Annotated in this window: 14 protein-coding genes; 1 reads left to right on the top strand and 13 read right to left on the bottom strand. The window is 50.3% G+C overall.

Going from position 1 to position 13,430, the window contains the following annotated elements:
- Nucleotides 1–341: 341 nt before the first annotated feature.
- The 10 genes from tyrS to infC are packed head-to-tail and all read right to left on the bottom strand — an operon-like array spanning nt 342 to nt 10,832.
- On the bottom strand, nt 342–1,628 hold the full coding sequence (tyrS, locus tag AC9UFE_RS03095) for a tyrosine--tRNA ligase (protein WP_509545523.1): 1,287 nt from the start codon (nt 1,626–1,628) through the stop codon (nt 342–344).
- A complete protein-coding gene (gene argH, locus AC9UFE_RS03100; protein ID WP_509545525.1) occupies nt 1,625–3,028 on the bottom strand; it encodes an argininosuccinate lyase in 1,404 nt (467 codons plus the stop codon). The genes tyrS and argH overlap by 4 nt, the downstream gene beginning before the upstream one ends.
- Nucleotides 3,018–4,214 (bottom strand): argininosuccinate synthase, encoded by a 1,197-nt coding sequence (locus tag AC9UFE_RS03105; RefSeq protein WP_509545527.1) that lies wholly within the window; start codon nt 4,212–4,214, stop codon nt 3,018–3,020. Before AC9UFE_RS03105 ends, argH begins: the two co-directional genes overlap by 11 nt.
- A 54-nt stretch (nt 4,215–4,268) precedes the next feature.
- Nucleotides 4,269–5,198, bottom strand: coding sequence for an ornithine carbamoyltransferase (gene argF / locus AC9UFE_RS03110; protein ID WP_509545529.1), 930 nt, complete (start codon nt 5,196–5,198; stop codon nt 4,269–4,271).
- A 44-nt stretch (nt 5,199–5,242) separates the two neighbouring features.
- Nucleotides 5,243–7,741: a phenylalanine--tRNA ligase subunit beta gene (gene pheT, locus AC9UFE_RS03115; RefSeq protein WP_509545531.1), complete on the bottom strand. Its 2,499-nt coding sequence runs from the start codon at nt 7,739–7,741 to the stop codon at nt 5,243–5,245.
- A complete protein-coding gene (gene pheS, locus AC9UFE_RS03120) occupies nt 7,741–8,781 on the bottom strand; it encodes a phenylalanine--tRNA ligase subunit alpha (protein ID WP_509545533.1) in 1,041 nt (346 codons plus the stop codon). The genes pheT and pheS overlap by 1 nt, the downstream gene beginning before the upstream one ends.
- Nucleotides 8,782–8,799: 18 nt before the next feature.
- Nucleotides 8,800–9,594: a TrmH family RNA methyltransferase gene (locus AC9UFE_RS03125; protein WP_509545535.1), complete on the bottom strand. Its 795-nt coding sequence runs from the start codon at nt 9,592–9,594 to the stop codon at nt 8,800–8,802.
- A 6-nt stretch (nt 9,595–9,600) separates the two neighbouring features.
- Nucleotides 9,601–9,984, bottom strand: coding sequence for a 50S ribosomal protein L20 (gene rplT / locus AC9UFE_RS03130; protein WP_509526971.1), 384 nt, complete (start codon nt 9,982–9,984; stop codon nt 9,601–9,603).
- Nucleotides 9,985–10,010: 26 nt separating this feature from the next.
- Nucleotides 10,011–10,205 carry a 50S ribosomal protein L35 gene (rpmI, locus tag AC9UFE_RS03135; protein WP_506558340.1) on the bottom strand — a complete coding sequence of 65 codons (195 nt, stop codon included), beginning with the start codon at nt 10,203–10,205 and terminating at the stop codon, nt 10,011–10,013.
- Entirely contained in the window at nt 10,206–10,832 is a 627-nt protein-coding gene (gene infC / locus AC9UFE_RS03140) for a translation initiation factor IF-3 (RefSeq protein WP_509523663.1), read from the bottom strand. It abuts the gene before it with no gap.
- Nucleotides 10,833–11,023: 191 nt separating this feature from the next.
- On the opposite strand from infC, the gene AC9UFE_RS03145 reads away from it, so the two are divergent.
- Entirely contained in the window at nt 11,024–11,362 is a 339-nt protein-coding gene (locus AC9UFE_RS03145) for a DUF1844 domain-containing protein (protein ID WP_509526969.1), read from the top strand.
- On the opposite strand, the gene AC9UFE_RS03150 is transcribed toward AC9UFE_RS03145, so the two are convergent.
- The 3 genes from AC9UFE_RS03150 to AC9UFE_RS03160 are packed head-to-tail and all read right to left on the bottom strand — an operon-like array spanning nt 11,355 to nt 13,274.
- Entirely contained in the window at nt 11,355–12,128 is a 774-nt protein-coding gene (locus AC9UFE_RS03150; RefSeq protein ID WP_509545537.1) for an SseB family protein, read from the bottom strand. The two genes, AC9UFE_RS03145 and AC9UFE_RS03150, sit on opposite strands and share 8 nt — an antisense overlap.
- Entirely contained in the window at nt 12,125–12,907 is a 783-nt protein-coding gene (locus tag AC9UFE_RS03155) for a HisA/HisF-related TIM barrel protein (protein WP_509545539.1), read from the bottom strand. Before AC9UFE_RS03155 ends, AC9UFE_RS03150 begins: the two co-directional genes overlap by 4 nt.
- A gap of 46 nt (nt 12,908–12,953) precedes the next feature.
- Complete coding sequence (locus AC9UFE_RS03160) at nt 12,954–13,274, bottom strand: LysM peptidoglycan-binding domain-containing protein (RefSeq protein ID WP_509545541.1); 321 nt, start codon at nt 13,272–13,274, stop codon at nt 12,954–12,956.
- Nucleotides 13,275–13,430: the final 156 nt, after the last annotated feature.

The following is a 13,430-nucleotide window of genomic DNA, read 5'->3' on the forward strand; positions in this document are numbered from 1 at the left end:
GAGGTTCTTGGCATCGACATTGTGCACGCTGTTGAGTTCTCAAGGATCGGATGCGCTTGGGAATTTCTAACTAAAGAAATCTCCAGGGCGATATCCAGATTCATCATTTTCCAAAGACGCAAAAACCCAAAAGATTTTTTACTTCTTTTTTAGATGATGGACCTTCAATCTTAGACCCGAAAAAAGGGGACAAAAATCCCCTACTTCGGCTTAGATTGGCTGTACTTGAGCCGGTTTTCTATGCAGAAATCCAAGCTTTGGGCAACCTCACAAGATTACGCTGTTGACGGGCTTTAAGTCAAATCAAATCCGCGAAAATAAAGGGTTTTTGGAATGAATTTCTAGCCCAAAAACACTGCCGCGAGAGTCTTCTTGCCGCGTCTCAAAACAGCGATATTGCCATGCAGCATCTGATCTAATCCCTGGGTTTCGTCGAGCACCTTTTCGTTGTTTAGGTAGACCCCGCCCTCACGGATGGCCCTTCTGGCAGCTGAAACACTGGCTTCTAGCCCACAATCCACCAGCAACTGGGCTATTGAAGACCCCAAAGGAGCGCTAACACTCGGTAATTCTGCAAGAGCCGAGCGAAGGTCGGCCTCTGAGAGGTCAGTAAGAGCGGCCTGGCCAAACAGGGCCTTGGATGCCTCGATGGCTGCCTCGGCAGCCTGTCTGGAATGAACGATCGAGGTGACCTCTAGGGCCAGGGTGCGCTGAGCCTCTCGAAGGTGAGGTTCGCTCTGCACCTTCTGGGACAGCTCATCAATTTCTTGCTTAGTCAAGAAAGTAAACACTTTTAGGCGGTCGATGACGTCAGCATCTTCCACGTTTAGCCAGAACTGGTAAAAAGCGTAGGGGCTCGTCATGGAATCATCCAGCCAAACAGCATTGCCCTCGGACTTTCCAAACTTCTTGCCGTCAGAATTTGTAATCAACGGAGTAGAAAGCAAGTGAACGCTCTCGCCGGTTACTTTGTGAATCAAATCAGATCCTGAGGTTAGATTTCCCCACTGGTCAGAGCCACCTATTTGCATGGTGCAGTTGTTCCGCTGGAAAAGCTGCAAAAAGTCGTAGCCCTGCAGAATCTGATAGCTGAACTCGGTGTAGCTAATGCCGTGTTCGGAATTCAATCGGGCGCTAACTGCTTCCTTGGAAAGCATCTTGCCAACCCTAAAGTGCTTTCCAATCTCACGTAGGAAATCAATTGCGCTAAGAGACTGCGTCCAGTCCATATTGTTTACCAAGGTAGCCGCGGTTGATCCTTCAAAGTCCACAAACCTTGACGCTTGCTTAGAAAGTTTCTCAACCCAGGCGTTCACTGTTTCAACATCGTTTAGAACGCGCTCTGCGGTTGGACGTGGGTCCCCCACCAAACCAGTTGAACCACCAATTAGAACTATTGGTTTGTGACCTGCAAGTTGCAGCCTTCTCATCACAAGAAGCTGGACCAGGTTTCCTAGGTGCAAGCTTGCCGCGGTTGGGTCAAAGCCAATATAGAAAGTCAAGGAACCGGAGTTCAGCTTCTTGGATAGTTCTGCTTCGTCAGTGGACTGCGAGATTAGTCCGCGCCACTTTAGCTCTTCCCAAACACCGGCGAAGGATTTGTCGTTAGCTTGATTTGAAAGAGTCATGAGTTCTTCGCCCAGCTTCTTTTGAGTTCTGTAATTTGCTCTAGAACTCTCGGAAGAGATGTCCCGCCAATACCGGAGCGAGACTTAATCGAACCGGACACCGACAACACTTCTCTCAAGTCCCCTGTTAGATGCCTAGAAATTTTCATTAGATCGCCATCTGGCACCTGGTGTAGCTCAAGATCGTTGGCCTCGCAGTAAGCAACAAGCCTGCCGGTTATATCGTGCGCTTCACGGAAAGGAACCTGCTTTTTGACCAGCCACTCGGCAACATCGGTAGCTAGCGAGAATCCAGATGATGACAAAAACTCCATGCGGTCAAGATCGAACTTCATGGTCGAAACCATTCCAGTAAAAGCAGGAAGCAGCAAAGCTAACGTGTCGATGGAATCAAAAACCGGCTCTTTGTCTTCTTGCAGATCGCGGTTATATGCCAGAGGGAGTGCCTTGAAGGTTGCTAGTAAACCTGTCAGGTTACCTATTAGCCTTCCGGACTTGCCTCGGGTAAGTTCGGCAACATCCGGATTTTTCTTTTGCGGCATGATCGATGAACCTGTGGAGTAAGCATCGTCTATCTTGATGTAACCAAACTCTTCGGTGGCCCAAATAACTATTTCTTCTGCAAAGCGCGACAGGTTAATTGCAATCATCGACAAGATAAATGCAAACTCTGCAACTACATCTCTAGATGCTGTTCCATCAATTGAGTTCTGAGTGGTCCCGGCAAAGCCAAGCTCGGTTGCCACAAGTTGGGGATCTAACCCAAGGCTTGACCCGGCCAAAGCGCCAGCTCCATATGGCGAAAGGTTAGCTCGCGAGCGCCACTGGCGTAGCCTTTCAAGGTCTCTAGTCAGAGGCCAGACGTGAGCCAGTAGGTGATGCGAAAGCAAAACTGGTTGTGCGTGTTGCATGTGAGTTCTTCCAGGTATCGAAGACCCCAGGTGCTCTTCGGCCCTGGCGATTAGCACTGCAATAAGCTCCAGAACCAGCTGCTCGATGACATGTGATTCCGACATTAAATACATCCGGATCAAGGTGGCGATCTGGTCATTTCTTGAGCGTCCAGCGCGCAGCTTTCCGCCAAGTTCTGCTCCAGCGATTTCGATTAGGCCGCGCTCTAGTGCCGAGTGCACATCTTCATCTTGTGCCTTTGGGGTAAAGCTTCCAGACTCAACTCTTTCAAGCAGCTGGTTTAGAACCTTTGCCAAACGCTCTGCCTCATCGTTGTTTAGATACCCTGCCGAAAACAAAGCCTTGGCGTGAGCCTTGGACCCGGCAATGTCGAATCTGGCTAGACGCCAGTCAAAGTGGGTAGATCGTCCAAGGGCCACAGCAGACTCTGCTTGAGAGCCTTGGAACCTTCCGCCCCAAAGCGAACCCGGGGTATTCTCATTTGCCATTTGCTCGCCTCGCTGAAATCTTGCTCGGCAGTGACCACAGGTCAATAAAACCCTTAGCTAGTGACTGATCGAAGCTATCTCCGGTGTCGTAGGTAGCTAAGTTGAAATCATAAAGACTCTGCTCAGAGCGGCGCCCGGTCACTACAGCCCTACCGCCAGCAAGTTTGAGACGAACCTCGCCAGAAACGTAGCGCTGAGTGTGGTCAATAAAGACATCGAGCGAGCGCTTCAGGTCTGAAAACCAGAGACCTTCGTAAACCATGGTGGCCCACTTGTCCTCGATACCCTTCTTGAAGCGATTAACGTCTCGCTCCAGAGTTAGGTTCTCAAGCTCCTCGTGCGCCTGAATCAAAGCAATCGCTGCGGGTGCCTCATAAATTTCTCTCGATTTGATTCCCACCAGGCGATCTTCAACAATGTCGATTCTGCCAATCCCGTGGTGGCCAGCCAATTCATTCATCTTCTTGATCATGTCAATTGGGCTGTATCGAACACCATCAATTTCAACGGGGATTCCCTGATCAAACTTGATGATTACCTCGGTTGGATCTCTTTGGACATCCGGATCCTGGGTGTATGTATAGATATCTGCAATTGGTGCATTCCAAGGGTCTTCCAATAGCCCCGTCTCAACAGCTCGCCCCCAAACGTTCTGATCCACTGAGTAGGGGCTCTTTTTGGATTGCTCGATTGGTAAATTGTGTTTGGCCGCATACTCAATTGCCTTGTCCCTAGTTAGCGCCAAGTCACGGTTTGGGGCAATTGACACAAGATCTGGAGCTAGCGCGGCAACGGATGCCTCAAAGCGAACCTGGTCGTTACCTTTACCAGTGCAACCGTGAGCCACAGTGTCTGCACCAAGCTCGTGAGCTGTTTTGGCAAGATACTTTGCAATTAGAGGGCGGGAGATTGCAGAAACTAGCGGGTAGCGCTTTTGGTAAAGAGCGTTTGCCTTCAATGACGGCATTATGTAATCGCTAGCAAACTCTTCTTGGGCGTTTATAACTACCGACTCGACCGCACCGCAATCAAGAGCCCGCTGGCGGATAACTTCCATGTCTTCGCCGCCTTGACCGACATCGACGGCCATGGCTACTACTTCTTTACCGGTGGCATCTTTGAGCCAACCGATGCCAACCGAGGTGTCCAGGCCGCCGGAATACGCAAGAACTACACGTTCGGCCATTTTGCTCCTACAAAGTCAACGAATTCCCCAAAGGTGAGGAAAGCTAGTTCAATCTTAGGCTTTAGCTCGTTGAGCCAGCCAAACCATGAGCGCCTTTTGGGCGTGCAACCTGTTTTCGGCTTGATCCCAAACAACTGACTGGCTGCCCTCAAGCACCTCGTCGGTAATCTCCAAGCCCCGATAAGCAGGCAGACAATGAAGAACGATGGCTGAAGGTTTTGCTATCGCAAGCAATTCAGCATCTAGCCTGAAACCTTTAAAAGCTTCGATCTTCTCGGCCTTTTGATCTTCTTGGCCCATCGATACCCAAGAGTCTGTTGCCACGACGTCGCTATCAACCAAAGCAAGCCTTGGATCGGTATAGCAATCAACAGATCCACCGGTTTCTTGTGCAATCTCTCGAGCTTTCTCGACTACTTTTGCATTTGGTTGATGCAGCGCAGGACCTGCAATACGCACCTTCATTCCAGCAGTTGCACCGGCGAGTGAATAAGAATGCGCCATGTTGTTCGAGGCATCTCCGATGTAGCAAAGAACTTTTCCTTGTAGAGTTCCGAGTTTTTCTTTGATTGTCATGAGATCTGCAAGTAGCTGACAAGGGTGGAAATTATCACTCAAGCTGTTGATTACTGGCACCTTTGAGCATTGAGCCATCTGCTCTAATCCGCTTTGAGCAAAAGTGCGCCAGACAATCATCGAAACTTGCCGATCAAGAACCCTGGCGGTGTCAGCTACTGACTCTTGCGAAGCCAGTTGACTAACTGCCGAATCAATAATCAGTGGCGCTCCCCCAAGCTCTGTTACGCCAACGGAGAATGAAACACGTGTTCTTGTTGAAGGCTTATCAAAAATTAAGGCAACAGTTTTAGGTCCCGCAAATACTTTTGAACTGAAACGATCTGCCTTTAGTGAGACTGCAAGGTCTAAAATCTCTGCTTGTTCAGAATGAGTTAGGTCATCATCGCGCAGAAAGTGTCTGGTCATAAATTCAATCCTTTACTTTTGCGCAGTGCAATTTGTGGAGCTGGTTAGGCCCTAATTTCAGCCTTGAATCTCTTGCTCGCTAGAGCAACCGCTTTGTCCCTAGCCTCAGACGCCTCCGCCTGCGTGAGAGTTCTATCCATAGCCCTGAATCTAAGTGCAAAGGTGAGGGATTTCAATCCGTCCTGGATGTTGCTTCCGCGATAGTCATCGGTTAGCGAGATCTCTTCAAGCAGCTCTCCGCAACCCTCTCGAACCGTATTCAAAACATCTTGGGCTGGAACATCGACGCTTACTACCAAGGAAAGATCTTGAGTTGCAGCCGGAAATGTACCAATTGGCCTTGCAACAACCGACTCTGGCGCAGCTTCCAAAAGTGCATCTAGGTCAATTTCAAAAACTCCAACAGTTCTTGGAAGATCAGCCATCTTCGTAATCGCAGGAGCAATTTCACCAAAAAGTCCAACAACCTTATTGCCAACCAGCAACTGCGCTGACCTTCCGGGGTGGTATCCAGTTGGCTCGGCTTGCTTTAGATCAAACGTGACGCCGATTGCCTGACCGACTAGTTTCGCAGCGTAAAGCGCATCCTGCACTCCAAAGCGAACTGGCTTTGCACCCGGTTGAGCATCACCTCGGTTTCCCAGGAAAATTCCAGCCAGGTGCCTTGGCTGATTGGGGATGCTAGCGTTTAGCGCGTTGATTTCAGCTTCACTTGGCCTAGAAGAAGTGTCAGGGAAAGAAACTTTTGCCTGCTTTACAGAACTGAAGACCGATCCTTGCTCTACCAGTGCCAGGTCAGTAAATCCTCGAGAGAGGTTTCTTCTTGCGGTTTCCATGAGCCCCGGAATCAAAGAGAGTCTCAGCTGACCTGCTTCTTCTTGAATTGGGTTCGCAAGCGATACCGCCTTCTTGGAGTCAGCGAACCAGCCGTTTTGCTCACCGGATACAAACGGGTAGCTAAGAACTTCGACAAAACCTGCTGTTGCTAGTGCATCTAGCGCCCCGGATCTAAACTGCTGAGCCCTTGATAGCCCTCGTCCTGGAGGGGCAATTGGCAAGCGGCTTGGAATTCTGTCGTAGCCCAAGATACGTGCAATTTCTTCGACTAGATCGGTCTTGTCTAAAAGATCTGGTCGCCAGCTGGGAGGTGTGACTTTCAAGCCCGCGGTGTCCTTAGTGGTTACCGCACCAATTTCTGAAAGCACCTTGTTGATTTCATCTTCGCTGTAGTCCACGCCAACCAATGCAGCCGCAAAACCTCTTGGAAGCAAAATCTCTGGCTGCTTGGTCAAATCAGTAAATGTGGCTCCAAGTTTTCCTGCACTTGCTCCAGCCAGTTGCTCGAGAAGTTGAACTACCCTCGCGGCCGCATACTCTCCCACCTTTGGGTCCACTCCCCGCTCGTAGCGCTTTGATGCTTCAGAGAAAAGCTTGTGCCTTCTAGCAGCGCGGGCAACTGAAACGGCATCAAAGTGCGCCGCTTCAATCAAAATGTTCTTCGTGGAATCTGAAACCTCAGTTGAGAATCCACCCATAACTCCTGCTAAACCAATTGGTCCAGAGTCATCGGTAATCAGGAGATCTTCTTCGTGAAGCTTTCTATTTTGACCATCCAGGGTCTTTAGCGTTTCACCCTTAGTTGCGCGACGAACTAGCAAACCGCCTTTGATCTTGTCTAGGTCATATGCGTGCACCGGTTGACCAAGTTCGAGCATTACATAGTTTGTGATGTCAACCGCAAGTGAGATTGAGCGTATGCCGGCAAGTTTCAGTCTTGAGCGCATCCAAGTCGGGGTTGGCTTGGTGGCGTCCACGCTTGTTGCGGTGCGAAGCACAAAACTCTGCGAGGTCTTTCTGCCTCTAATGGGTGCGGAATCAGTAATCTTCAAGCCAAAGCCGTCGCCCTTGACAAGCGGTGCAAGAGAAATTGGATCTTTGTAAGAACTTCCGGTTGCGTGAGAGTACTCTCTGGCGATTCCACGAATCGAGAGGCAGTAACCGCGATCTGGCAACACGTTTACCTCGGCTGCAGTGTCAGCCAGCTCAAGTAATTCAATTGCATCAGTCCCAACTTCTGGATCAAGGCCAATAGTTGAAAGCCTGAGAATTCCATCATGATCATCGCTAAGACCTAGCTCCCTACCCGAAGCGATCATTCCATCGCTTATGTGCCCATAGGTGCTCCGAGCCGAAATCGCGAAATTGCCTGGCAGCACCGCTCCTGGCAAGCTAACAACCACTTTGTCTCCGGTTTCGAAATTCGAAGCGCCGCAAACAATTCCCCGAACATCCTCGCCGCCATCAGCTGCCTTTTTGCCCTTTGGTGCAACTCGCACCTGACACCAGCGAATTGTTTTGCCGTTTGATTGTGGCTCGTCGACAAACTCAAGAACTTCGCCAACAACGATTGGTCCAGAAAGATCAAAGCTGTGGACGCCTTCTTCTTCTAGTCCAACTTTTACCAAAGCCTCCATGACAGATTCTGCTGTAGCGTCTTTGGGTAAAGAAACGTATTCGGCAATCCAGCTAAGAGGGGCTCTCATCAGAGCACCATGCCAAACTGCTTAGAAAAACGAATGTCGCCTTCAACCATGTCGTGCATGTCGGTAACTTCGTTTCTAAACATTAGGGTCCGTTCGATTCCCATTCCAAAAGCAAAACCTGAATAAACATCTGGATCTATTCCGCTAGCGCGCAATACGTTGGGGTTCACCATTCCACAGCCACCCCACTCAACCCAGCGAGCGCCACCTTTGGCGCCGGGGTGCCAAACATCTAACTCTGCTGAGGGTTCAGTGAATGGAAAAAACGAAGGGCGCAATCTGATTTTTGCTTCGTCACCAAACATGATGCGAGCAAAATGCTCCAGTGTTCCACGAAGATCTGCCATGCTCAAACCCCTGTCGATGGCTAAACCTTCTACCTGGTGAAAAACTGGGGTGTGTGTGGCATCAAGTTCGTCAGTTCTAAATACTCTTCCAGGACACAGCACAAAAATCGGAGGCTCACGATCTAGCATCGAGCGCACCTGAACCGGCGAGGTGTGGGTGCGAAGCACAAGCTTTTGCTCCAGCGGCTCAACAAAGAAGGTGTCCTGCATCGCACGCGCTGGGTGGTCTTCGTCGAAGTTCAAGGCATCGAAGTTGAACCACTCGCTTTCAAGCTCTGGGCCCTCGGCGATCTCCCATCCCATTCCAACGAACACGCTTGAAATCTTCTCTTGCAGCAGGCTGAGAGGGTGTCTGGCTCCAAGGCGAGCTGGGCTTGGCAATGCGGTGACATCTAGGAATTCCCCGGCTAGCTGGAGCTTCTCTTCTTCTACTTCTAGGGTGCTTTCGCGCTTTTCGAAAGCTTCAGCTATTTGCGCCCTGGCAGAGCCAACAAGTTTTCCGGCCTCGGCTTTTTGTTCTGCTGGAAGCTTGCCTAACTTGGCGCTAAGTGAGGAAAGAGTTGAGCTATCGCCCAAAACCGCAGTACGAATCTTCTTGAGATCAGCTATTGAACCAGCAGAAGCTATCTGATCGAGGGCGCTTTTAGTGGCAGATTGAACCTCTGCCGCGGAAATTGCCTCTGAGCTTGCCATAAATAATAAGTGTAGCGATTAGCCATTCTGGGCAAAGGCTGACGCGTATAGGCAAACGCTGGCAGCTGTTGCAAGATTTAGTGACTCAGCGGCTCCATAAATTGGAACCTGGACCAGGGTATCGGCAAGGCTCGCTACCTCTGGTTCTAAGCCCCAAGCTTCATTGCCAAATAGCCAAACAGTTGGCTTGGCCAAGGAAGCTGAATCAATACCCGCAAGTGATGAGCCACTAACGTCAGCCGCTAACACCTGAAGACCAGAGTGCTTTAGTAAAGCAATAGATTGCTCGATGTCTGCTTCAACCACAAACGGGAGATGGAACATGGAACCGGTAGTTGATCTGACAACCTTTGGGTTATAGATATCTACGCTTCCCTTGCTAAACACAACTGCATCTGCTCCAGCGGCATCGGCGGCGCGCAAAACTGTGCCGGCGTTTCCTGGATCGCGAATCTGGGCAAGAAAAGCAATTAGCTTTGGCTTGGCTTCTAAGACATCATCCAATGAAACGTGGAACTGCTGACAAACAGCAACTACTCCTTGCGGGGTGGTGGTGTCACTGAGGGCCTTCAGTGCAGATTCCGAAACAATAGTCAGCGTGACTCTGGACTGCTCTGCGCGCGAAATAAGGTCCGGGTATTTTTCTTTGAATGCCTCAGTCGCAAAAATCTTTTCAATCAACTTAGGTCGTTGAAGAGCTTCTTTTAGGCCCTGCGGCCCCTCAAGAAGAAAGAGCCCGGTTTCTAACCGGGACTCCTTCTTGGTAAGTTTTGCGACCCCTTTTACTTCTGCTGCCGAAGGGTCCTGAATCACTTTGGGCTAGCTAGCCTTTGGTGCTGAGGTGTCTTTTGGAAGTGCTGCTTTTGCAGTTGCTACCAGTGACTTGAAAGTCGCTGGCTCGTTGACCGCAAGGTCAGCCAAAATTCTCCGGTCAACAAGCACACCAGCAAGACCAAGACCTTGGATAAAGCGGTTGTAGGTCATTCCGTTTGCACGAGATGCGGCGTTGATGCGCTGGATCCACAGTCTGCGGAAATCACCCTTGCGTGCTCTGCGGTCGTTGAATGCATAGACCAGCGAGTGCAGCATCTGCTGCTTCGCCATACGGTAAAGCCTGGATCGCTGTCCGCGGTAACCCTTTGCGCGCTCTAGTACAACGCGACGCTTCTTCAGCGAGTTGACTGCGCCTTTTACTCTTGCCATTTTCTAACTCCTAAAAATAAAGTCGGTTACTTGCCGAGCTGCTTCTTGATGGTCTTGAAGTCGGCAGCCGAAACTACCTGGTCAGCGTTCAAGCGACGCTTGCGTCTAGATGACATGTGCTCAAGGTTGTGGCGCATGTTGATCTGCTGCTTCATGAGCTTGCCACTACCGGTAAAGCGAAAACGCTTCTTGGCACCCGAATGGGTCTTCTGCTTTGGCATTTACTTCTCTCCTGTTTCTTTAGCAGCCTCTAGGACTACTTCCTCGGTTGTTACCGCTTTGGCTTCAGCTTTTGCAGCCTTATCCGCAGCTTTCTTGGCGTCTGCCTTAGCTTCCGCTTTGTTTCTAAGTGGACCAATAACCATCACCATGTTTCGGCCGTCAATCGATGGTGTCGATTCAACTGCGCCAAACTCGGTAACTTCTTCAGCCAACTTCTGTAGCAACTTGATGCCCATCTCTGGTCGAGATTGCTCTCTTCCTCGGAAGACCACCATCACCTTCACCTTGTCGCCGGCCTTTAGAAACTTCTCAATCTGAGCTTTCTTAGTGCCGTAATCATGACCGTCAATCTTCAAACCAAATCGAACTGTCTTCAGAACAGTGTTGACCTGGTTCTTGCGAGCTTCGCGAATTTTCTGTGCGGCTTCGTACTTGAACTTGCCAAAATCCATGAGCTTTGCAACCGGAGGGCTGGATTGTGGTGACACCTCAACGAGGTCTAAGTCTGCTTGCTGCGCCATGCGCAGTGCATCCTCAATCTTTACAACGCCAACCTGCTCTCCCAAAGCTCCGACGAGGCGAACCTCAGGAACTCTGATGCGGTCATTGATGCGGGGATCGCTGATATTTACTCCTATACAGATATGACTTAGGCCACACTAAGGAGCATCTTGCCCAAAGGAGCAGAAACAAAAAAGCTTTACCCGGCAACCTGTTTAGCGGAAGACGCGGGTGGGAAACTAATCCACTTCTGACCGAGATCAAAGACCTCGGAGCCATGGGATAGCCTAGCATGAGACGCCCCAAAGGAGAATAGTTGTCTGAATACGACGAAATCGACCAGCAGATCACCGAGATTTCTGACCTGCCGGCTGTCGAGGTCATCGGCCGTTACGCCGTAGATCTTCTCAGCGTGGCTGCGGTCCAATGTGGACTAGCTGCCGATGGTCGAAAAGGCGACCTCGATGAGGCTAGAAAGCTAATAACTGCGGTCGCCGGCTTGATAACCGCAGCCGCTCCTGACCTAGGTGATCACCATGCCAGGCCCCTAAGAGACGCCCTACGCCAAGTCCAACTTGCCTTCAGAGAGGCCTCCGTGATCAAGGACGCACCGGGCCAAGGCCCAGGCGAGAAATTCACTGGACCCGTTAACTAGCCAAAAGTTTTATCGAAACCGAGTCCACAGCCAAGGCAAACGCTTCACTTTCTGCCCAGTACTTACTTACCCTCTCCAATAATTCTCGAACCTCAGCAGGACTTGATCCATTTACTAACTTGAGGGCAACCTGTAGCTCTGCGCCAGCAAGCTTGGCTTCTGGATCAGCAGAGCTGAGCTCAAAATCAATTACCTGAGTTTCGTTAGCAACTGACTCTCCCACGACTGTTCTCACTTCTGGATTTAGCTCAGCCGGTTGCCAATCCAGCGACTGAGCTATTCGAGCAATAGCTGGGCGGCGAATCACAAATTCTGTCTCACTTCCAGGATCAACTACCACTCTGGTGCTTAGCTGCGAAGCAGCCGCAAGGCACACTCTGATGGCGTCAGTTGGAACTGGTCTAGCACTCGGGTTCCAGAGCTGCATTGCTGCAACCGATGTAAAAACCACCAAGGTGTCTTGGTCATCGGGCGACTTCACAGTGACAATCGAGAGCTCTGCAGATTTATCAACTTTGAGCCCATTGGCTCCAATTTCTGATTCACCGAGCTGTGCAAGAAGCGGCACAAGCATTCTCGAAACTCGAAGGGCATCTACCACTGCCGCCTGGCCAAACTCACCAGCACGGAAACCCAGAATAGCTTCTAGAAATTCTCCTGGCGCCGAGCCATCATCGCCGGCAAATCGATTCTCTTCGAGCTCTCTTCCTTCCCATGGCACACCCGCCGAATCCGCAAATCGGTTTGGGTTCATGTCGTGACTCACGAGCTAACAACCTTCAGTGCCTTCTCGAGGCTGAAGAGTCCAACATAAAGCGCCTTGCCTAGGATTGCACCGGCTAAACCCTTGGATCTCAAGGCTATAAGGGCCTCCAGGTCTGCCAACTCGGCAATGCCGCCACTGGCAATTACTGGCTTGCCAGTTTGAAAAAGAACTCTCTCAAGAAGTTCAAGATTGGGGCCATTCAAAGAGCCATCACGTGTGACATCAGTCACCACGTATCTTGCGCAGCCAAAATTCTCTAGCTGCTTCAAGGTTTCTTCGAGTTCGCCAACGTCTTCGCCGCTTCCACGCGCAACCAATCTTGACCCAGCGACATCTATCGAAACAGATATTTTCTTGCCGTAGTTTGAGATGACAGATCCAACCCAAGGCATGTCTAGTAGCGCGGAAGTTGCCAGATTGATTCTGGTTGCGCCAGTTGCGAGCGCAGCGGTAAGCGATTCCCGATCTCGGATTCCGCCAGAGACTTGAACATTGATGTTAGAGCATCGAGAAACCACCTCAGAGATTAGCTTTCTGTTTTCACCCTTGCCATAAGCGGCGTCTAGGTCAACCAGGTGAATCCAGTTTGTTCCTGATGCAATCCAGCCTGAGGCAATTTCTAAAGGAGAACCAAATGACTGGCTGGCACCTTCATCGCCAGGGCGCACGGAGAGGCCATCGGAGATATCTATTGCAGGTAGTAGCTCAAATGAGGAAAGTTCGGGTGCTCCAGTTACACCAATGTCTTGGGGGTTTGAATCGTTTGACTGGCTACTCACCGTTTAACAGTAGCGCGGGGTTAAACTGTCGCGCCAGGCAAAACAATTAAGGAAGCGCGAGCCTGTCCCCTGCAACAAGGTCGGCACTTTGCAAATTGTTTAGCAAGATAATCTCAGTAACCCAGTCCTGCTGGTTTTTACCGTTAGCGTGAGTCTCAGCTAGTTGCCAAAGACTATCCCCTGGCATTACGGAGATGTAGTTGAAGGCGGTGGTTTGGCTCGAGCCTTGATCAACCGCCGCGGCGCTTTGATTGAAGATCAGACCGGCGATCATGATCACTAGAGCGCTAAGTACAAACAGGGTCCTTGCTAGGCGGGCTCTACGCTTTGGGCTCATTGGGTGAATCTGGGCAGTTACTGTACTCATTTGGGTCCCTTTCCTCAGTTCTTCGAACAAGTGTTCGACTTAGAACAAGATTACAAGGAACTACCGACATTTTGTCAAGAATATTGGCAAATTTTCGAAAATATGTTTGATTTTGGGCAAATTTTAGAATACAGTTTCGATAAAGCCCAATGGGGC

It is taken from the genome of Rhodoluna sp. (genome assembly GCF_044239955.1).
GTDB lineage: Bacteria > Actinomycetota > Actinomycetes > Actinomycetales > Microbacteriaceae > Rhodoluna.